At 63.5% G+C, this 19324-nt stretch carries 21 protein-coding genes; 7 read left to right on the top strand and 14 right to left on the bottom strand.

What is annotated here, in order from left to right; translation table 11 throughout:
- Position 1: 1 nt before the first annotated feature.
- Positions 2–616 carry a recombination mediator RecR gene (gene recR / locus EPJ54_RS15195; RefSeq protein WP_135212580.1) on the top strand — a complete coding sequence of 205 codons (615 nt, stop codon included), beginning with the start codon at positions 2–4 and terminating at the stop codon, positions 614–616.
- A gap of 59 nt (positions 617–675) precedes the next feature.
- Positions 676–1074, top strand: coding sequence for a DoxX family protein (locus tag EPJ54_RS15190; protein ID WP_135212579.1), 399 nt, complete (start codon positions 676–678; stop codon positions 1072–1074).
- Between the two features lies 1 nt (position 1075).
- Here EPJ54_RS15190 and EPJ54_RS15185 read toward each other — a convergent pair whose 3' ends face one another.
- The 4 genes from EPJ54_RS15185 to EPJ54_RS15170 form a co-directional block, all read right to left on the bottom strand.
- Entirely contained in the window at positions 1076–1348 is a 273-nt protein-coding gene (locus tag EPJ54_RS15185; protein WP_135212578.1) for a hypothetical protein, read from the bottom strand.
- 94 nt (positions 1349–1442) lie between these two features.
- Positions 1443–1877 (bottom strand): META domain-containing protein, encoded by a 435-nt coding sequence (locus EPJ54_RS15180; RefSeq protein ID WP_135212577.1) that lies wholly within the window; start codon positions 1875–1877, stop codon positions 1443–1445.
- The gene (locus tag EPJ54_RS15175) at positions 1874–2197 is read right to left on the bottom strand and encodes a hypothetical protein (RefSeq protein WP_135212576.1); all 324 of its coding nucleotides are present in this window, start codon (positions 2195–2197) and stop codon (positions 1874–1876) included. Before EPJ54_RS15175 ends, EPJ54_RS15180 begins: the two co-directional genes overlap by 4 nt.
- Before the next feature lie 25 nt (positions 2198–2222).
- Entirely contained in the window at positions 2223–3842 is a 1620-nt protein-coding gene (locus tag EPJ54_RS15170) for an acyl-CoA dehydrogenase family protein (RefSeq protein WP_135212575.1), read from the bottom strand.
- A 100-nt stretch (positions 3843–3942) separates the two neighbouring features.
- Between EPJ54_RS15170 and EPJ54_RS15165 the strand changes: the two genes are divergently transcribed.
- Entirely contained in the window at positions 3943–5679 is a 1737-nt protein-coding gene (locus EPJ54_RS15165; protein WP_135212574.1) for a cation:proton antiporter domain-containing protein, read from the top strand.
- Positions 5680–5691: 12 nt separating this feature from the next.
- Here EPJ54_RS15165 and EPJ54_RS15160 read toward each other — a convergent pair whose 3' ends face one another.
- Complete coding sequence (locus EPJ54_RS15160) at positions 5692–6921, bottom strand: hypothetical protein (RefSeq protein ID WP_167755762.1); 1230 nt, start codon at positions 6919–6921, stop codon at positions 5692–5694.
- Between the two features lie 211 nt (positions 6922–7132).
- Between EPJ54_RS15160 and EPJ54_RS15155 the strand changes: the two genes are divergently transcribed.
- Positions 7133–8959 (top strand): methyl-accepting chemotaxis protein, encoded by a 1827-nt coding sequence (locus EPJ54_RS15155; RefSeq protein ID WP_167755761.1) that lies wholly within the window; start codon positions 7133–7135, stop codon positions 8957–8959.
- A gap of 55 nt (positions 8960–9014) precedes the next feature.
- Here the strand turns inward: EPJ54_RS15155 and EPJ54_RS15150 are convergent, their stop codons facing one another.
- Positions 9015–9713 carry a VIT1/CCC1 transporter family protein gene (locus tag EPJ54_RS15150; RefSeq protein ID WP_135212571.1) on the bottom strand — a complete coding sequence of 233 codons (699 nt, stop codon included), beginning with the start codon at positions 9711–9713 and terminating at the stop codon, positions 9015–9017.
- Positions 9714–9783: 70 nt separating this feature from the next.
- On the opposite strand from EPJ54_RS15150, the gene EPJ54_RS15145 reads away from it, so the two are divergent.
- Positions 9784–10212 carry a Gmad2 immunoglobulin-like domain-containing protein gene (locus EPJ54_RS15145; RefSeq protein WP_167755760.1) on the top strand — a complete coding sequence of 143 codons (429 nt, stop codon included), beginning with the start codon at positions 9784–9786 and terminating at the stop codon, positions 10210–10212.
- On the opposite strand, the gene EPJ54_RS15140 is transcribed toward EPJ54_RS15145, so the two are convergent.
- The 8 genes from EPJ54_RS15140 to ccrA form a co-directional block, all read right to left on the bottom strand.
- Positions 10213–11271 (bottom strand): Rieske 2Fe-2S domain-containing protein, encoded by a 1059-nt coding sequence (locus EPJ54_RS15140; RefSeq protein ID WP_135212569.1) that lies wholly within the window; start codon positions 11269–11271, stop codon positions 10213–10215.
- Positions 11268–11492, bottom strand: coding sequence for a hypothetical protein (locus EPJ54_RS15135; protein WP_135212568.1), 225 nt, complete (start codon positions 11490–11492; stop codon positions 11268–11270). Before EPJ54_RS15135 ends, EPJ54_RS15140 begins: the two co-directional genes overlap by 4 nt.
- Before the next feature lie 15 nt (positions 11493–11507).
- The gene (locus tag EPJ54_RS15130) at positions 11508–11957 is read right to left on the bottom strand and encodes a protease inhibitor I42 family protein (protein ID WP_135212567.1); all 450 of its coding nucleotides are present in this window, start codon (positions 11955–11957) and stop codon (positions 11508–11510) included.
- Positions 11954–13432: a M20 family peptidase gene (locus tag EPJ54_RS15125; protein WP_135212566.1), complete on the bottom strand. Its 1479-nt coding sequence runs from the start codon at positions 13430–13432 to the stop codon at positions 11954–11956. The genes EPJ54_RS15130 and EPJ54_RS15125 overlap by 4 nt, the downstream gene beginning before the upstream one ends.
- Positions 13433–13504: 72 nt before the next feature.
- Positions 13505–14125 carry a glutathione S-transferase family protein gene (locus EPJ54_RS15120; RefSeq protein WP_135212565.1) on the bottom strand — a complete coding sequence of 207 codons (621 nt, stop codon included), beginning with the start codon at positions 14123–14125 and terminating at the stop codon, positions 13505–13507.
- 82 nt (positions 14126–14207) lie between these two features.
- Positions 14208–15137, bottom strand: coding sequence for a hypothetical protein (locus EPJ54_RS15115; protein ID WP_135212564.1), 930 nt, complete (start codon positions 15135–15137; stop codon positions 14208–14210).
- 163 nt (positions 15138–15300) lie between these two features.
- Positions 15301–15756, bottom strand: coding sequence for a pyridoxamine 5'-phosphate oxidase family protein (locus EPJ54_RS15110; protein ID WP_135212563.1), 456 nt, complete (start codon positions 15754–15756; stop codon positions 15301–15303).
- Between the two features lie 60 nt (positions 15757–15816).
- A complete protein-coding gene (gene ccrA, locus EPJ54_RS15105; protein ID WP_135212562.1) occupies positions 15817–17088 on the bottom strand; it encodes a crotonyl-CoA carboxylase/reductase in 1272 nt (423 codons plus the stop codon).
- A 184-nt stretch (positions 17089–17272) separates the two neighbouring features.
- On the opposite strand from ccrA, the gene EPJ54_RS15100 reads away from it, so the two are divergent.
- On the top strand, positions 17273–18646 hold the full coding sequence (locus EPJ54_RS15100; protein WP_135212561.1) for an L-serine ammonia-lyase: 1374 nt from the start codon (positions 17273–17275) through the stop codon (positions 18644–18646).
- Entirely contained in the window at positions 18646–19317 is a 672-nt protein-coding gene (locus EPJ54_RS15095; protein ID WP_135212560.1) for an STM3941 family protein, read from the top strand. Before EPJ54_RS15100 ends, EPJ54_RS15095 begins: the two co-directional genes overlap by 1 nt.
- The last annotated feature ends 7 nt before the right edge of the window (positions 19318–19324 follow it).

Genomic DNA, 19324 nt, shown 5'->3' with positions numbered 1-19324 from the left:
GATGCGTTCCAGCAAATCCACCACCGCCGCCCCTGAGATTGAGGCGCTGATCGCGTTGCTGGCGAAGGTGCCCGGCCTCGGCCCCCGCTCGGCGCGACGTGCGGCGTTGCAGCTTCTGAAGAAGAAGGACGCGCTGATGGTGCCGCTGGCCTCCGCGCTATCGGAGGCGGCGGAGAAAGTGCGCGCCTGCTCCACGTGCGGTTCGCTCGATACGCAAGACCCGTGCGCGCTTTGCAGCAAGCCCGAGCGCGATGACGGCCTGATCTGCGTCGTTGCTGAAGTCGGCGACGTCTGGGCGTTGGAGCGCGCGGGCGCGTTCAAAGGTCGCTACCATGTGCTGGGCGGTTTGCTCTCTGCACTCGATGGTGTGCGGCCCGACGATCTGCGCATCGCCAAATTGATCGAACGCGCCAGCGCACCGGGCGTGCGCGAAGTGATCCTGGCGCTCTCGGCCACCGTCGATGGCCAAACCACTGGGCATTATCTCGCCGAGCGCCTGCAGCCCATTGGCATCACGGTCAGCCGCCTCTCACACGGCGTACCCGTCGGCGGCGAACTCGACCTTCTGGACGACGGGACGCTCTTTGCTGCACTGCAAAGCCGTCGCCCGTCATAAGAATCTTCTCGCCAAAATCCGCGACGCACCCTTAGCTCCCCCGATCGGAGGGATCGAACATGGGTTTTCTCAGCAAATATTCCGGCGCGTTGCTCAGCATTTTACGCATCATGTCGGCGCTGCTTTTCATGGCGCATGGCACGGCGAAGCTGCTTGGCTTCCCTGCCACCGAAATGTTCGCGCAACCGCCTGAACCAATGACGCTCATCTGGTTTGCCGGCGTGCTCGAATTGGTCGGCGGCGCATTGCTCGCCATTGGCCTCTTCACGCGTCCTGTCGCGTTCGTGCTCTCGGGCATGATGGCCGTCGCCTATTGGATGGCGCACGCGCCGCAAGCGTTTTACCCGATCCAGAACCAAGGCGAGCTCGCCATCATGTTCTGCTTCACGTTCCTCTACATGGCCGCCGCAGGCGGCGGGTCGTGGAGCGTGGACAATATGATCGGCAGAAAGGGCTGATCTATTCGCGGTGCCGTTCGAGGCATTGCGTGCGCGCGCGCGTCACGCGTGGGTCCATCAGGCCCTCTTCGCGGAAACGCGCGAGCGCTGCTTCATATTCTTCGTATGTGAGCGTGCGCGTGAGGTTGTCCCACGTGCACGAGCACACGGCGCTATCCGGCGGGCAAGACGATTCAAAATGCGTCCGCGCTTCGGCGGGATAGGGATTGGGCTCAGCCGCACCGCACGCAGCGAGCGCCAAAGCCGCCATAAGAGACAGAACGCGCGCACGCATCGTCGCGACCTCCAGGCCGGCAATTATTGCCGGTCGTTAGCCACGATTATGCGCGCGGACGGTTAAAAGAGCCGCACCCGAACGCGGTTAAAAGCTATTGAGCCGGTCGAAAAACGAGCACATCTCCGCTCGCGGAGGCCAAAATCAGCGTTTCGCCTTCGCGGCGATACGTGCGCGCGTCGCCCAAAGCCGTGTGAAACGCCGCCTCTTGCGCCATCACCACTGGCTCGCACGCCATCTCCGTTGCGCCCACGTCAGCCACGCTGATTTGCGCGCCTATGATTTGGTACGTCCCGAAATAGCGATTGCAGCCGCCCGTGCCGCTAATGCGGTCGGCGGCGAATTCGATGGTGGGCGTGCGATAGGCGACGGGCGCGCCCTCGATGGTTTGCGCCTGCCAGCGTGTGCCGGAGAGCGGCGCAGAAGGTGCGCTCGACGCGCACGCGGCCGCCACGAGCGCACTCGCCAGCGCGAGGCCAGACAACGTGGTTCGATTGAGCACAACGCGCATAACGCCCGACAACGTCATGGAACGGTCTCCGGTTCCACACCAGGATTGACGGCCGGTTGCGGCAAGTTTGCGGCGCACTCGACCGCATAACCTTGGATCTGCGCATTCAGCGGGTGCACTTCGCGCTCTGCCGGCGTCATCCGCTCAAGCGCGTCGAAATCGGCGCGTGAGACGTTCGTTTCAATCTTGCCCCAGATGCAGGTGCACAATTCGTGCGACCCGCTGCGCGCGGTGCAGCTTTGCGTAAACCCGAACGAATATTCAGGTGTGTAGCCCGGTTGGGCTTGCGGCCCGCACGCCGCGAGGGTCAAGAAAGCAAAAGCCAACAAGGCGCGCATGGAGACTCCTTCGCGCTTTGATGCCCTAATTGGCGCCCTCTTCCAAGAGCCGGCGCGCGATCACCATGGCTTGGATTTCGCCAGCGCCTTCGAAGATGTTGAGGATGCGCGCATCAGCCAACACACGGCTGATCGGGTATTCCACCGCAAAACCGTTGCCGCCGTGGATCTGCAGCGCGTTATCAGCCGCCGCCCACGCCACACGCGCCGCCAAGAGCTTCGCCATGCCCGCTTCGAGATCGCAGCGTTTGCCGCTGTCCTTCCGGCGCGCCGAGAAATACGTCAGCTGGCGCACCGCCATAACTTCCGCGGCGATCATCACAAGCTTGTTCGACACACGCGGGAACTCGAAAATCTCCTGACCGAATTGCTTGCGGTCGATCGCGTACTTCAGCCCGAGTTCAAGCGCGCTCTGCGCCACACCGACAGCGCGGGCTGCGGTTTGAATTCGCGCGCTTTCAAACGTCGCCATCAACTGCTTGAAGCCTTGGCCTTCAACGCCGCCGAGGAGATTACCCGCCGGCACTTTGAAACCGTCGAAGCCGATCTCGTATTCCTTCATGCCGCGATAGCCGATCACCTCGATCTCGCCGCCGCTCATACCCGGCGTCGGGAACGGGGTCGCGTCATCGCCGCGCTGCTTGGGCGCGAGCAGCATGGAAAGGCCGTTGAAGCCATTGGTGTTCGGATCGGTGCGCACCAGCAGCGTCATGACATCGGCGCGGGCGGCATGCGTGATCCAGGTCTTGTTGCCGGTGACGACGTAGTGCTCGCCATCCTTCACCGCGCGTGTGCGAAGTGAGCCCAAATCAGAGCCAGTGTTCGGCTCAGTGAACACCGCCGTCGGTAGAATTTCTGCGCTCGCGATCTTCGGCAGCCATTCGGCTTTTTGTTCGGCCGTGCCGCCGATCAGAATTAGCTCGGCCGCGATCTCGCTGCGCGTACCGAGCGAGCCCGCGCCAATCCAAGCGCGCGAAAGTTCCTCGGAGACAACGCACATCGCCGTCTTGCCCAAACCTGAGCCGCCGTATTCTTCCGGAATGGTGAGGCCGAACACGCCGAGTTCGCCCATCTCATTCAGAATTTCGAGTGGGATCAGTTCGTCGTTGCAGTGCCAGCCGTGCGCATACGGCATGATCTTGTCGTCAGCGAATTTGCGGAATTGATCGCGGATCATCTCGAAATCAGAATCGAGGTTGGTGTTCTCCACCGTGGCGCGGCCTTGTGACTCATGCAGCAGCGCCGCGAGCCGGCTCTTCTCCGCTTGCGTGATCGTGAGCGCCACAGCAGGCGCGACTACGCCAAAATGATCCGGGCGGATGATCTCGACTTGCGTCATCGGCACGCCGCCGGCGAGTTGGGCGCTATACTCAGCAACCAGCAATTTCGCCAACAGCTGCTCGGTCTCGCCGAACGCGCCCTTCGCGCCCAACGCGCGCGCCCAATCGCGGACTTCGCGCAGCGTCTCAGCATAGGTGGCGACCCAGGCCAGGCCGTGCACGACATGCTGTTCGCGATGGAGAGCCACGCGGTCGATCTTGCCGCCCTTCGACACGAGCGGCTTTACCGCGTCGCGCGCCGCTTCGGCGTACTTGGCGGCGTTGTTGGCGGCTTGATCGAGCCCAGCCAGCAATTCAGCGGACATGCTATCTCCTCCCGAGTCAGGGCACTAAAGCCGGTCTTTCGCAGTTGCGAAAGACCCCGCCTGGGGGCCCGAGCGCGGCGCTGCGCCACAGGAGAGCGAAATGGAGCACGGAGCCACCGGTGGCGCGGTCCTGACCCAGGCGCTGGTCTTCCTCGGCGCCACCTGCCTCGTCATCCCAGCCTTACGCAGGGCCAAGCTCAGCGCCGTGATGGGGTTTCTCCTGATTGGCGTCGGCATGGGCCCGCATGTGCTCGGGCAAATGGCCGACGCTTGGCCCTGGCTCAACGCGTTTGAGCTGCGCGAAGAACGCCCCACGGCGTTGCTGGCCGAATTGGGCGTCGTCTTCCTGCTCTTCATCATCGGACTTGAGGTTTCGTTTGAGCGCCTCTGGGCGCTGAAGCGCTACGTGTTCGGCCTAGGGCTGGCGCAAGTCGTGTTGAGCACGATCGCCATCGCCGGCGTGGCGCTTGCCTTCGGTAATAGCTTCGCAGCGGCTTCAGTATTGGGCCTGGCCTTCGCGCTTTCCTCCACAGCGCTTGTGCTCCAGCTACTGCGCGAAGGCCACCAGATCGCAACGCCCGTCGGACGCATCTCGTTCTCCGTGCTGCTGATGCAGGACCTGATGGTCGTGCCGATCTTGTTTCTCGTCGCAGCACTTGGGACGGATGCATCCAGTTTCAGCGGTCACAACGTGCTCTTCGCACTCTTCAGCGCGTTGGTTTCGCTCACGCTGATCTTCACATTCGGCCGCGTACTCTTGCGTCCGCTCTTTCGCTGGGTTGCATCGATCGACAGCCGCGAGGTCTTCATCGCCGCCGCCATTCTCGCCGCCATCGGCATGGCGACCGCCGCGCAGTCAGCAGGCCTCTCGATGGGCCTTGGCGCGTTTCTCGCCGGCTTACTCCTCGCGGAAACAGAATTCCGCCACCAGATCGAAACCGACCTTGAGCCCTTCAAGGACCTGCTGCTCGGACTCTTCTTCGTCACCGTCGGCATGCAGATCGATATCGCTCTTCTCCTTGCCGATCCCGTGATGATCCTCATCGGCGTCGTCGGACTATTTGTCATCAAGATCGCGATCATCGCACCCCTTGCGCGCGTGTTCGGCATCCCTTGGCCGCGGGCAATCGGCGTCGCTTTCCTGCTCGGACAAGCGGGCGAGTTCGCTTTCGTCGTGATCGCCGTCGCGCGCGGCAATGGCGCAATCCCGGAGGCGACAGCCGATTACATGCTGCTCGTCACCGCGCTCTCGATCTTCGTCACGCCCTTCGTTGCAGCCCTCGGCGGCCGCATCGCGCGCGAGCTCGCGAACAAGGACACCACCATCGAGTCTGACCTCGCGCAGGAAGGCGGACATGTCGTCATCGCCGGCTTCGGTCGCGTCGGCCAAACGCTGGCCGACATTCTGGACAAACAGGAAATCTCCTACATTGCGCTGGATTCCGACGCCGCAGCCGTCGCAGTCGCCCGCAATCGCGGCAGCCCGGTGCATTTCGGCGATTCAAGCCGGCGCGACGTGCTGGCCTCCATCGGCGCCGCCAACGCCGCCGCCATCGTCGTCACGATCAACAATCCAGCCGCCGTCGATCTCATCGTCACGCAAGCCAAGCAAGCCTGGCCGCATGTGCCGGTCTATGCGCGCGCCCGCGACGGCGAGCACGCACGCCGCTTGCACCAATTGGGCGCAGCGCTCGCCAGCCCAGACACAATGGAAGCAGCGCTTCAATTAGGTGAAGCGCTGCTCAATGGGATTGGCGTTCCAGACGAAGCCGCGCGGCGCATCATTGACGAGCGCCGCGAAGCCGAGATCGTCAAGGCGCTCTATCAAGCGCCCTGACGCTTCCCGTCGTTAGAGTTTGTACTGCAACACGAGGCGCGTGCGCGTGCGGCTGGCAGGAGAGCCAACGCCTTCGCCCGAGTCGTAATCACCGTGCTCGATCGAGAAATCGAGATTGTCAGTCAGGTCCGCACCGACCGCCAGATCCCATTCTTCGCCGAAGTCAGCGCCGGTGCGCTCGGCTTCGAAATCGTAATAGCGCGCCATGAAGGTGAGGCCGCCGAGATAATCGGGCGCCCATTCCGGCGCATACGACACCATGATGTTGCGATCGACGACGCCGTCCGCGGGTTTCGTCGAGAACGCGCCCGCCCAACCTTGGAAGCTGTTCGACGAGCCGATCGGCACAAAAAAGCCGCGCGCGCCGTTGCCTTCAAGCGATTCATACCAGAGCTGCACGGCCCATTCGCCATATTCGGCGCTGATCGAGGCCTGCGTGTAGTCAAGATCGAAGTCGACCGTCGAGCTTCCGTAATCTTCTTGATTGGCGTAGCTGACCGCGTATGCCCATTCGCCGCCAAACGCTTCGATTTCCTTGCCGGTGGCGCGCACGCCGAGGAAGCGCGACGATTGGTTGATCGCGACCGGCGTGTCGAAATCGAACATGTAGGCGAAGCCGGTCAGCTTGAAGGCATCCGAGAACGTCTGGGAGACGTTCAACAGATGGCTTTCGCTTTCCCAATCATTGTATTCGGCCGTCGTGTTGTTGACGTGATCGACGAACGCATACGTCGCCTTCAGGCCGCCAAATGTAACGTCGGCGCGCAGCGCGTCGAGCGTACGTGCGTCCTGGCGGCTGTTCGACGCGTCGAGGAAGCGGCTGTCGTCGAACGAGATGGTTTGACGGCCCAAAGTCGTCGTCAGGTGCTGATTGACCTGCCAGCGCAATTGCAGGCGGTTCAGTTCCGTGCCGGGCGGGTCGGGGATTGAAGCGTACGGCTCGGCCGGCGGGATGCCGTCATTGTAGTCGCCCGCAAGGTCGCGCACGTCTTCGAACTCGACCAGCGCAGTCAGGCCATTCCACGTACCCGTCTGCCAGCCGAGGCGCGAGCGCAGCGTCAGTGCATCGGCGTCGTTTTGGCCAACCTGCTCAAAGGTCTCGTAACGCAGGCGCGCTTCGGCGATCAGTTCGCCTTCCGAGATCGCTTCACTGATGCTGCCCGCTTCTTCCGCGTTTGCGACGCCTGCAAGCGACGCAGCGCCTGCAACCGCGCCCAGCGCACGTACTAGAACCTTCCGCATATGCCTCATTCCCCTAGGCTTTTTGCCAATCCATGACGCGCCAATGGCTGACGCAATCTGGTTAATCAGACCTTGCTCTTTCTGTAATCAAACGCGCGCACTGCATTTTCTCGCAAAGATTCTCGCAAGTGCAGCGCTAGTCAGAAATGCTTAATGGCTCACGCGGCATGAGCTTATGCGAAGAGTCGCAACGCCACGGGGACGCGCTACGATGTTGAATCTCAACAACCTCAAGATTTCGCGGAAGCTCCTACTGGGTTTCTCTGCTGTCGTTGCCGTAATCGGCGCTACCGGCGGCGTCTCATTGCTGAACATCAACACAATGAACGAGGCGCGCTCGGAAAGCACACGCGGCAACGCAACGATGCAGGCCGTGTTCGACGCGCAGTTCCGGTTGGCGCGCCAGGAAAACTCGGTGCGCGGCTGGATTATCAGCCAGGACGAATATTACCTGGAGCGCGTTGAATCGCACCGCGCCAAGTTCAAAGACGCGCTGAACCACATCCGCGAATTGGCCGCGAGCGAACCTGAACAACTCGCCCTCGTAGATGAAGTCGAACGTGCTGCGGACCTTTGGTACGACGGCGTTGTGCCGACCGCCACGAGTCTCGTGCGCGATCCGGCCACGCGCGCCCAAGCCGGCGCGCTCGTCGGCAATAACGGCCCGGCGGACCAACTCATTGCGCCCGCCGAAGAAGGCATCGACGCGCTGCTGGCGGCCGAGCAGACTCAACTCGACCAATTGAACGCCGAATCCGAAGCCGCGGCCAATATGGTAGCGCTGATCCTGGTCGGCGGCCTCTTGTTCTCGGCGTTGCTCTCCGCCGCGATCGGCATGCTCCTGACGCGTATGATCGCACGCCCCGTCAATCAGATGACGGACGCGATGCGCCGCCTTGCCGATGGCGACAAGACCATCGTCGTGCCGGCCGTTGGCCAAAAGGACGAAGTCGGCGAAATGGCCGAGGCCGTCCAAGTGTTCAAGGACGCCGCCATCGCGCTCGACAAAGCCGCCGCCGAAAAAGTCCGCATGGAAAAGGTGGCCGCCGAAGAGCGCGCGCGCAACGACGCCATCCGCGCGGCAAATGAGAAAGAGCAAACCGAAGTGGTCGATGCGCTTGCCGGCGCACTGGAGCGCGTCGCTCGCGGCGATCTCACCTGCCAAGTCACGAACGACTTCGCTGGCCGCTATCTCAAGCTGCGCGACGACTTTAACGCCGCCATCCGCCAATTGCACGAGGCGATGGCGCTGGTGTCGAACTCGACGCTCTCGATCACCAGCGGCACCAACGAAATCAGCCGCGCCGCAGACGACCTCTCGCGCCGCACCGAAACGCAAGCCGCTTCGCTTGAAGAAACCGCCGCTGCGCTCGATGAAATCACGGCCGCCGTCTCCAAGACGGCCGCCGGCGCTTCGCACGCCAACGCCACGGTCGAAGAAGCGCGCTCGGAAGCCGAACGCACCGGCGAAATCGTCGGCGACGCCGTTCGCGCCATGACCGAGATCGAACAGAGCTCGCGTCAGATCAGCCAGATCATCGGCGTGATCGACGAGATCGCGTTCCAGACCAACCTCCTCGCCCTTAACGCCGGCGTCGAAGCCGCACGTGCAGGCGAAGCGGGCCGCGGCTTCGCGGTGGTCGCTTCGGAAGTGCGGGCGCTCGCGCAACGCTCCGCCGATGCCGCCAAAGAGATCAAAGGCCTCATCTCGACCAGCAGCGAGCAAGTCGAGACCGGCGTCGAACGCATCAACAATGCGGGCCAAGCCATCTCTTCGATTGTGTCGAAGGTCACCGAGATCAACGGTCTCGTGTCGGAGATCGCCGCCTCGGCGCGCGAGCAATCGCTCGGCCTCGGCGAAGTGAACACCGCCATCAACCAGATGGACCAAGTCACGCAGCAAAACGCAGCGATGGTGGAAGAAACCACCGCCGCCAGCCGCTCGCTCGCCGACGACGCCAACGACCTCTCCCGCTTGGTCGGTCAGTTCAAGGTCAACACGGCAGCGCCCGCGCGCGGCAAACGCAACGCGGCGTAAGCCGCGACACGACACACAAGTCCAACGGGCGCGTCGCAAGGCGCGCCCGTTTTGCTTAGACGCTCGTGCCGAATAGCGAGCCGATCAGAGCCGTCGCCGCCATCGCGACCGCGCCCCAAAACACGACGCGCGACACCGCACGCAACACATGCGCGCCGCCCGCCTTCGCACTCCACACACCAAGCGCGGCCAAGAACAGGAGCGACGCGATCGAGACGATCCAGCCGAGTTGCGCGAGCGGCGCCAGCCACGCGATCGCCAACGGCATCGCCGCACCGATACCGAACGACGCCGCGGACGCTGCCGCTGCTTGCACAGGCCGCGCCTGTGTCGCCAGCGAGATGCCCAATTCATCGCGCGCGTGCGCCCCGAGCGCATCCTTCGCCGTCATCTGCTGCGCCACCTGTCGCGCCAACGCCGGCTCCACACCGCGGCTCACATAAATCTGTGTGAGCTCCTCAAGTTCAAATTCAGGATCGGTCGCCAATTCGCGGCGCTCGCGCGCCAGATCCGCCTTCTCGGTGTCGGCTTGCGAACTTACGGACACGAACTCGCCCGCCGCCATCGACATCGCGCCAGCCACCAACCCCGCCACGCCCGCAATCAGGATGGGCTCGCGCGTCGCGGAGGCGGCCGCCACGCCCACGATCAAGCTCGCTGTTGAGACGATGCCGTCATTCGCGCCCAGCACCGCGGCGCGCAACCAGCCCACGCGGTCGAGCAAGTGACGTTCAGTATGCAAAATGGGCGGCATGAAGGGCTCCTATCGACGCCTTGTTGCCGCCATCGCACGCGGCGATAAACAAGAATCTTGGAGAATGAGTATGCGTCGCACTGCGTTGATCTTGGCCCTCGCGCTTGTCGCCTGCTCACCGCCCGCGCCGCCGCCGCCCGCGCCTGAACCCGCCTCGCCTGCTGCGGTCGCAGAGGAGCCTGCCATCAACGTCACGGCGCCGCTCGCAGACGCGCGCGTGACGAGCCCGCTCATCGTTGAAGGCACAGCGCCCGGTGACTGGTATTTCGAAGCGCAGTTTCCGCTTCAATTGCGCGCTGCGGACGGTACGATCCTCGCCGAAGCGCCTGCGCGCGCGCAAAGCGATTGGATGACCGAAGCGCCCGTGCCGTTTCGTGGCGAATTGAGGTTCCGCGTCAGCCAAGGCACGCCCGCCACCCTCGTTCTGCAAGAAGACATGCCCGGCGAAGGTGCAATCCCGCGCGAAGTTGCTATCCCGGTTGTGCTGGCGCCGCGCTGATCAGCTCATCCATCTCAGCGTCGTCGGCTCGATCGGATTGACGAACTCGCGGCCCTCTTCGCGGCTCTTAGTCCATTCGCGCTTGAGCTTCAGATACCATTTCGCCTGCACGTCGATGTCGTCGATCCAGAGCATCGCGGGCGAATATGCGAGGCCCGTGTTCTGCAGATCGACCATGCGGCCGTCTTGATCCAGGAATTCGCGGCCTGCTGGCACGAGGATCGGTTTCAGCACATCCAAGAGCGGTGCGTTCTTCCAGTACGTCACTTGCGTGATGCGCGTGGAGTTTTCGTTCTCGGGCGTAAGGCAGGTGAGCGTGAAGAGACGCGACGTTGGATTGTCCACCACCTCCCAGCGGAAGCCGGGCAGCATGAACGAAATCTCGGTCGTCACTTCGCCGCCGAACAGCATGCGATAGGCGAGCGAATTGCCGCTCGGCGCGTGCCGCTCGATCGCCCAACCACGTTCACGCGGCACGAAGCGCTTTTGCTTGAGCTTGCGGCCCGCGCTCGGCGGGCGCCACCACCATTGATTATGCACGTACGGCACGTGCGCGGGGTCCATCAGACCAACAACGGCGTTGTCCATCGTCGCCGCGAAGATGCGCTCGATGACGAATTTCGGTTCGACCAAATCGCCCAAACCAAAATCCGGCGCTGGCGGCGGCTCACCGCTGAAGCGCGCATCGCTGGAGACGAACACGAGCACGATGCCGTTGGCTTCGTGCGCCGGGAAATTGCGCACACGAATGCGGTTCGCCTCGTAAGGCTGACCATCGACCAGCGACGGGATCTGCTTGCACACGCCATCCTGGGTGCCGAAGCGCCAGCCGTGATACGGACACTCCACGGTCTGCACGCCATTGGTCGCTTCGATCTTGCCGGACGAGAGCGGCACGGCGCGGTGCGGGCAAATATCGCGCAACGCGAACGCGCGCCCCTCTTCGTCGCGCCCGAGCACGATCGGCTCGCCCAGAATTTCGCGACGAAACATCTTGCCGCGCTTCAACTCTTTCGAGGTCGCGGCGAAGTACCAGAGGTCGCGGAGAAGATCGCTCATAGCTGGGCGAAATACACGATCGCGGCGAGGCCGACAAAGCCCAGGGTCGCCGATGCGACGATCCCGCACACACAAAGCGCAGCATAGACGCCCCGCCGCACCCTGTATTCGCGCGGCCGCGCCCGGTTGAGCGCCCCGCCCGCAAAGAAGATCGCGCCAAGCGAGCCGGCGACGACGCCGGCGATGGCGAGCAGATAGAGCAGCAATTGGATCAGGAACATCGCGCGGCTTATGGCCTAGCGGGCGACGATCGTCACCCGGAAGACGTTGTTCGCCGGCTCATCGGTTTCCCACGGGCGGCGTTGCTCCATCACGATCTCACCCGTGCCCGGCGCGTTGGCGACGAACATGGAGACTTCCCAATGGTTGCCGCCGACAAACCCCGGTTGGCTCTGCGCTTGGGTGGTGTTTCCGCTGGCTTCGCCCGCCGTCGTGACAAACGCCGGCATCTGCGCTGGCGCCCACACATAGCCAGCTGTCGGCACGCCCACGAGTTCGATGGCGAAGCGCTGGTTCACGCCGACTTCGACCGTCTGCCCCGCTTGTGCGGCCGTAATGCGCACAGCGACGTCGCTCGGTGTCGGTGCGGGCACGGCTTGATTGCTCACCGGCGCTGTCTCCTGCTTCGCTTCTTGCGCGGGCGTGCACGCTGCCAAAGCCGCCGCCATCAGCATCACGCGGATCATTGCATCGCTCCTGCTTCCATGAGCCCGATGTAAAACCGGATGGTACGCTCGAGATTGACCAAAGTCAGGCGCTCGTTCGTGCCGTGAATGCCTTCAAGGTCTTCAGTCGAGAACATCATCGGCTGGAAGCGATAGACGTTCTCAGCCACCTCCGAATAATGCCGCGAGTCCGTGCCCGCGAGCACGAGACCCGGCGCCACCGGCGCATCCGGCAGAATATCGCGCGAGAGCGCGGCGAGCAGCGCGTAGCTGGTGCTGGTCGTGCTGGACATCGTGGTCGCGTCGCGCGGCGGCTCGACCCAATCGACGTCGACGCCTTCCATGCCAGCCACTTCAGCGCGCGCCCGCTGCAGAATGTCAGCGGCGGGATCGCGTGGGTGGAAGCGGAAATTGATCATCGCCGTAGCTTCCGCAGGCAACACGTTCGCCCGCACGCCGCCGTTGATCATCGTCGGCGCTTGCGTCGTGCCCATCAGAGCGCGCGCCGTCGGGTTCGCCGCCATACGCTGACGAAGTAATGGCCCAAACAACCATTCGTTCGACACCGCCATGCGATTGGTGAGCGAAAGCTCTGGCGCCAGGGCCCGCATCATCTCCAGCGCCGGCCCGCCTTCGAGGCGCTGCTCGATCGGCATGTCGTGAATGCGGACGACAGCTTCTGAGACGAGCGACACCGCCGTCTCCGGCGGCGGCATGGATGAATGCCCAGGCTGGCCGACGGCATGCACACGCAACGTGCCAAAGCCACGCTCGGCGATGCCGATCATCGAGGCCGGCCCACCTGTCAGCGGGTGATTGTCGATCGCGGCCATGCCTTCATCGAGCACGAACCAAGCGCGTACGCCCCGCGCCTTCAGCGCATCCGCCATCGCAATCGCGCCATCGTCGCCGCCAATCTCTTCGTCGTGGCCGAATGCGAAGATGATCGTGCGCACCGGCTGACGCCCTTGGCGCGCAAGAAACTCTGCTGCCTCCATCAAGGTGACGAGCGAGCCCTTGTCGTCGATCGAGCCACGACCCCAAATCGCATCGTCCTGGATCACGCCGCCGAACGGATCGACGCGCCACGCCGCGCGCGTGTCATCCGGTACGGGCACCACATCCTGGTGCGCCAGCAGCACGATGGGCGGCTGCGCCGGATCGCTGCCTTCCCACGTGTAGAGCAACGACAATTCGTTGATCACTTCGCGGCGCGCAACGGCGTGAAACGCTGGGTAGGTTTGCTGCAGCCATGCATGCAGATTGAGAAACGGCGTGCGATCCTCTTCGACGCTGACGAGCGACACGGTCGGAAACTGGATCGCTTGCGAGAGGTGCTGCGCGGCGGCGCTCACATCGATCTGATATTCGCCCGTGGCTGGGATAGCCGTCTCCGCCGGCGGCGGCGGCGCTACAAACGACATCGTCCGATAGCCGACGAACCCGGCCACCGCCAAAAGCACGACGGCTAAGCCCGCCAAAATCAACCGCACCATGAAGCGTCCCCCGCCATCTTTCAGGCATTTAGCGCCCCGGCCGGCGCCCGCGTCAACGCTGGAGGGCGCCGATTACGGTGTCGCGGCGTCAAAGTGCGGCAGAGCCGCAGGCCGCGACCGCACGCGTTCGTAATAGGCGCTCACGTGCGGCAAGTCCGGGCGCGCGAAATCGCCGCCGAACCAGCGGTGCACGGAGAGGCCGAGCGCGATGTCCGCCAGCGAGAAATCAGCGCCGGCCACATAGGCGCCTGTCTGACCAAGCTGCGCTTCAAGCAGGCGCATCTTCACGGTCCATTCTTGCAGAGATTCAGCGATCCGCGCTTCGTCCTCATAGCCGGCAAGCTTGCGCACGCGCGCGGCCACCGCGTAGCGCCAGGCAATGTTGAGATCGCTCGCCTGCCAGCCCAACCATTGCTCGACGCGCGCCCGCGCTTGCGCGTCAGACGGCAAAAGCGGCGAGGCCTCACGCTCGGCCCAATAGCGCAAAATCGCGTGGCTCTCCCAGAGCACGAAATCGCCGTCGATGATGACGGGCACTTGGGCGTTGGGATTGAGCGCACGAAACTCCGGCGTGTTCGGATCGCGGAGCGGCAAGCCCCAATCTTCGCGCGTATAGGTCAAGCCTAGTTCATCCGCCGCCCACAACACTTTGCGGACATTGATCGAGGTGACGCGGCCGAGAATACGCAACATGGGCGCGCTTATGCCCGGCGCACGCGCAAACGAAAAGCGGCCCTGTTTCCAGGGCCGCTTCGTGGGTCTTCACTCCCAGGGCTTAGTTCGACTTTTCGCCGTAGAAGATGCGGCGCGGGCGACGCGGGCGCGGCGCAGGCGCCGGCTCTTCGACAACGACCGGGGCCGGAGCGGCTTCCGGAGCAGCAGCGACCACGACCGGAGCCGGAACCACAGCGGCGACCGGTTGCGAGCCACCCGTCGGGCACGGCGTGCCGGCTTGTTGCATCGCGTTGCGGACGTCTTCGTCCACGCACATCAGAGCGGTCGCGGCGCTGTGATAGCCGAGGGCGACGAGTTGACGCGAGTTCTTCAGGCGTTGGCAGTTCTGGTCGCGCCACGTGGTGCCGACTGAAAGACCGAAGGTCACGGCTTGGGCGCCGAACGAGCTCGAACCCATGCAGGTGTCTTCGCCTGCGGTGAGGCCAGCGGCGTAGGCCGTGTTCACCGGATCGCGCGGCGTGTTGTTGTTGACGTTGACCGTCTGGCTCGAATTGTTCGAGTTCGAATTGTCAGCGCTGTTCGTGTTGCTGTTCGACGCCGTCGCCGAGCCGCCATTGGCGGTCACGGTGTTCGAGTTCGACGCGTTGTTCGTGTTCGAGTTCGACGCATGCGCCGAGTTCGCGTTCACGTTCGCGTTGTTGTTCGTGTTGGCGTTGTTGTTGGTATTGGTGTTGCGGTTTTCGTTCTGGTTCCAGTTTTCGTTACGATTGTCGTTCCAGTTCTGGTTCTCGTTGTTGTTCCAGTTCTGGTTCTGATTTTCGTTCTGGTTCCAATTGTCGTTGCGAACCGAATTGTTGTTCGTCGCATTGCCGCCTTGCGCGTAAGCGTTGGCTTCGGCGTTAGCGCCGCCATTGCCGCCGCTGCAATTGTAGCCGCAGCCACCATGCGTGCCGCCGGCGGACGCCGCCGGGGCAAAAGCGACGACGCTGAGCACAGCGGCGGTCGCCAAAATCTTCTTCGCGAGACCCACGTTCTTCTCCTGGCTTTTCAGTAAGCTCGGAGGGCGCTTTGCAGGTGCGGCGCCGCACTACGCGCCTCAAAACGGAACAAAAGCCGCGCCACACGCGAGTTGCGCCGATGCCCCAAAACGCAAACAGGAGCAAATGTATCGTTTAGGCGCTTTAACCAGCCACCTAGACCGTCAGCAGCTCCACGTGGCCGAAGCCCTTCGTGTAATCGAGCAGCGAGATCAACTCGGCGTCGATGCGGAAGATCGCCATATCCATCTCCGCCCCGAACGCCACGAACTTCGCGATCTGCGGAAACTTCTTCATCATGAGCGCACCGACCTTGGCCAGTTCGTCCGCGTCGGTCACCCGCCGCGCACGGCCGCCGATGGAGAGACCACGGATCGTGTCCCAATCATCATCATAAGGACAGGTCAGGGCGACGGAGACCCGATCATCCCGCGCGATGTTCTCAGCCTTCTGGCTTTTGGCGTTGCCGCCAAAGTAAAGCGCCAGCCCATCGCTGGCGAAGCTCACGACATTCGCCTGCGGCCAGCCGTCGGCGCGCAGCGTCGCAATCGTCAGATCGGGCGCTTCCTCGATAATCGAGATAATAAGGTCGCGCTGCGCCTCGCTAAGCATGGGAGCCTCCTTGTGGTTAAGGAGCGCTCCTCACGCCTGCCCGGCATTGACCTCGCGCAATCAGCTGCGCGCGTTGCTGAGCTCAAGCGCGTCTTCCCACGTGCGCAGGCCCGAGCGTTGCGCATTCACCAACACGGCCATGTTGCCCGGCGCGTGCTTGTTATCGAGCATCTTCTCGTGCGCGTCGGGGATCTTATCCCAGGCGAACACTTCCGACATCGCCGGATCGATCCGGCGATCGATCACCAGCTGGTTGGCTTGGGATGCGTGATAGAGGTGTGCGAAGTGCGAACCTTGGACGCGCTTTTGGTGCATCCAGAGGTAACGCGCATCCATGGTCAGATTGTAGCCTGTGGTGCCGGCGCAGATCACGACCATGCCGCCGCGCTTCACGATGCGGACCGAGACCGGGAAGGTCTGTTCGCCCGGATGCTCGAACACGATGTCTGGATCTTTGCCGCCGGTGATGGCGCGCACGGCTTTGCCGAACTTCGCCACCTCTTTCATATAGTCTTGGAAGCCCTCGCCGTTCACCTTCGGCAACTGGCCCCAGCAATTGAAATCTTTACGGTTAAGCACGGCCTTCGCGCCCATCGAGAGCACGTAGTCCTTCTTGCTCTCATCGGAGACGACGCCGATCGCGTGCGCGCCGCTGACCGCGCAAAGCTGCGTCGCGAACACGCCGAGGCCGCCCGAGGCGCCCCACACCAGCACGTTTTGGCCCGGACGCAGCACGTTCGGACGCCAGCCGAACAGCATGCGATACGCCGTCGCCAGCGTCAGCGTGTAGCAAGCCGCCTCTTCCCATGTGAGATGCTGCGGGCGGTGCATCAGCTGGCGCGCCTGCACTTTGCAGAATTGCGCGAATGAACCGTCGGAGGTCTCGTAACCCCAAATCTTTTGCGTCGGCGAGAACATCGGGTCGCCGCCATTACATTCCTCGTCGTCGCCATCGTCCTGGTTACAATGGATGACGACTTCGTCGCCCGGCTTCCAGCGCTTCACCTTGGCGCCCACGGCCCAGACGATGCCCGACGCGTCAGAGCCCGCCACGTGGTAGGGCTGCTTGTGCCCATCGAGCGGCGAAAGCGGCTCACCAAGCGCCGCCCACACGCCGTTGTAATTCACGCCCGCCGCCATCACGAGCACGAGCACCTCGTCCTCGCCGATCGTCGGCACTGGGACTTGCTCAAGCTGCATCGCGGTCGCCGGGCGGCCGTGCCGCTCCTTGCGGATCGCCCACGCCCACATGGTCTTGGGGACGTGGAATTGCGGCGGGATTTCCCCGATCTCGTACAAATCCTTGACGGCTTTCAGGTTCGGCTGGGCCATGACGCGCTCTCAAAGTTATGCTGCAGCGCACAATGGGACATCTTTTAGGCAGGTCGTCAATGCCCTGGCGCGCCAAGCGGCGCCGCGACAGCGGTTTCCTAGCGTAAAGCGAGATGGCGGTTGCCAACGCGCGCGTGTAAGCACCGCCAGCGCCGACCGCGCGTTCGGGAAATAACCAAAACACATGCTTTCCGTTCTGGACCTTTTTCGCATCGGCATCGGCCCATCGAGTTCGCACACCATCGGCCCGATCCGCATCGCCAAGCGCTTCGTCGATAATCTCGAACGCGCGCGTGCGCTCGCCGCAACGCACCGCATCGTCGTTGAGCTCCAAGGCTCGCTCGCGCTTACCGGCGCAGGCCACGCGACGCCCAAGGCCGTGATCCTCGGTCTTGCCGGCTTAGAGCCAGAGACGCTCGATCCCGCACACGCCGATCACATCGTCGCGCACGTGCACGCCGAGAAGCACATTCATATGCCCACCGGCCGCGTGATCGCCTTCGATCCCGCGCAAGACATCGTCTTCGCGTACGACCTGATGCCGAAGCTCCACCCCAACGGCATGAAGCTCACCGCTTACTCTGGCGACGGCGCCGTGCTCGCGAGCGAGGAATATTATTCGACGGGCGGCGGCTTCATCGCCACACGCCGCCAACTCGAAACGCCCCTCGACGGCGACATCATCCCCTCGCGCATCATCGTGCCGCATCCGTTCGGCTCCGCCGCCGAATTGCTCGAAGCTTGCGAGCGCGGAAACGTCAGCGTCGCCGACATTATCCTCGCCAATGAAGATGCGATGCGCCCGCGCAGCGAGACGGAAGCCAAGCTTGATCGCACCGGCGACGTCATGCGCGCGTGTATCGAACGCGGCCTGCAGCGCACCGGCGAACTCCCCGGCGGCCTGAAAGTGCAACGCCGCGCACCTGAACTTTGGCGCAAAATGAGCGGCGCGGGCGCGGCCAATGAGCCGGAACGTCTGTTCGATTGGCTCAACGTCTATGCGATGGCCGTGAACGAAGAAAACGCCGCTGGCGGCCAGGTCGTCACCGCCCCCACCAATGGCGCGGCCGGCATTATCCCTGCGGTGCTGCGCCATTATTGCAGCGAAGGCGACGTTGCCTCGAAGACGCGCGCGTTTCTGCTCACGGCCGGCGGCGTCGGCCTGCTCTACAAACAGCGCGCCTCTATCTCCGGCGCAGAGATGGGTTGCCAAGGCGAAGTCGGCGTTGCGTGCTCCATGGCGGCGGCCGGCCTCGCCGCTGTATGGGGCGGCACGCCACAACAAGTCGCCAACGCCGCCGAGATCGGCATGGAGCACAATCTTGGCCTCACCTGCGATCCCGTCGGCGGCCTCGTGCAAATCCCCTGCATCGAGCGCAACGCCATCGGCGCCGTGAAGGCCGTCAACGCCGCGCGCCTCGCGCTCCACACCACCGGCGCCACCAAAGTGTCGCTTGACCAAGTCATCGAAACCATGCGCCAAACCGGCCTCGATATGTCGTCGAAGTACAAAGAAACCAGCCAAGGCGGCTTGGCCGTGAATGTGGTGGAGTGCTGATGGCGAAGGGCAAGGATATTGGGCTGACGCTTATCAGTCTCGCCTTCGTCGCCATCGGCGTCTTCTTGTTGATCGAAGGCGATCCAGAAGATCGGGTGATGGCCCTAGGCGCCACCATTTTCTTCGGCGCCTGCGCGCTTGTCGGCCTGATGCAATTCGTGCCGCATCAGCGCGCGGCGCTGGACAGCGAAGGCGGCCTGACAATCCAGCCCGATCGCATTCAACTGACCGGCATGGCCATCGCGGCCATCGGCATGGCGGCCGGCTGCGCGCTCTTGGCCCCGCTTGCCGCAGCGGACAATCGCCCTGTGGTTTCGATCGCAGGCTATTTGGGCGTCGTATTCTTTGGTTTCGGCGGCCTCTTCATCCTGTGGCGCGTGATCACCGACAAACCGCTCGCGCGCATCGACCAGGAGGGCGTGCGCACATTTGGCGCGCGCGCCTGGTCGCTCGCTTGGCGCGACATCGGCGGCGTCAGCAGCGGCACGATTGCTGGTCAGCCCTTTATCGCCTTCGACGTGGATCTCTCGCGCGCGCCACGGGCTGCCCAATCGCGCTACACCATCGGCGTGCATGGCTCGCGGCTGAGGTTTGAAGATTTGCAGAGCGCGACGTTCGAGCTCTGGCAGCGCCACCGCGACGCTTCGGCGCCTGCTGCACTGCAACATTAAGCTTGCC

This window comes from Vitreimonas flagellata, assembly GCF_004634425.1.
Classification (GTDB): Bacteria; Pseudomonadota; Alphaproteobacteria; order Caulobacterales; family Aquidulcibacteraceae; genus Vitreimonas; species Vitreimonas flagellata.
This window is presented reverse-complemented; position numbering and strand designations above follow the sequence as displayed.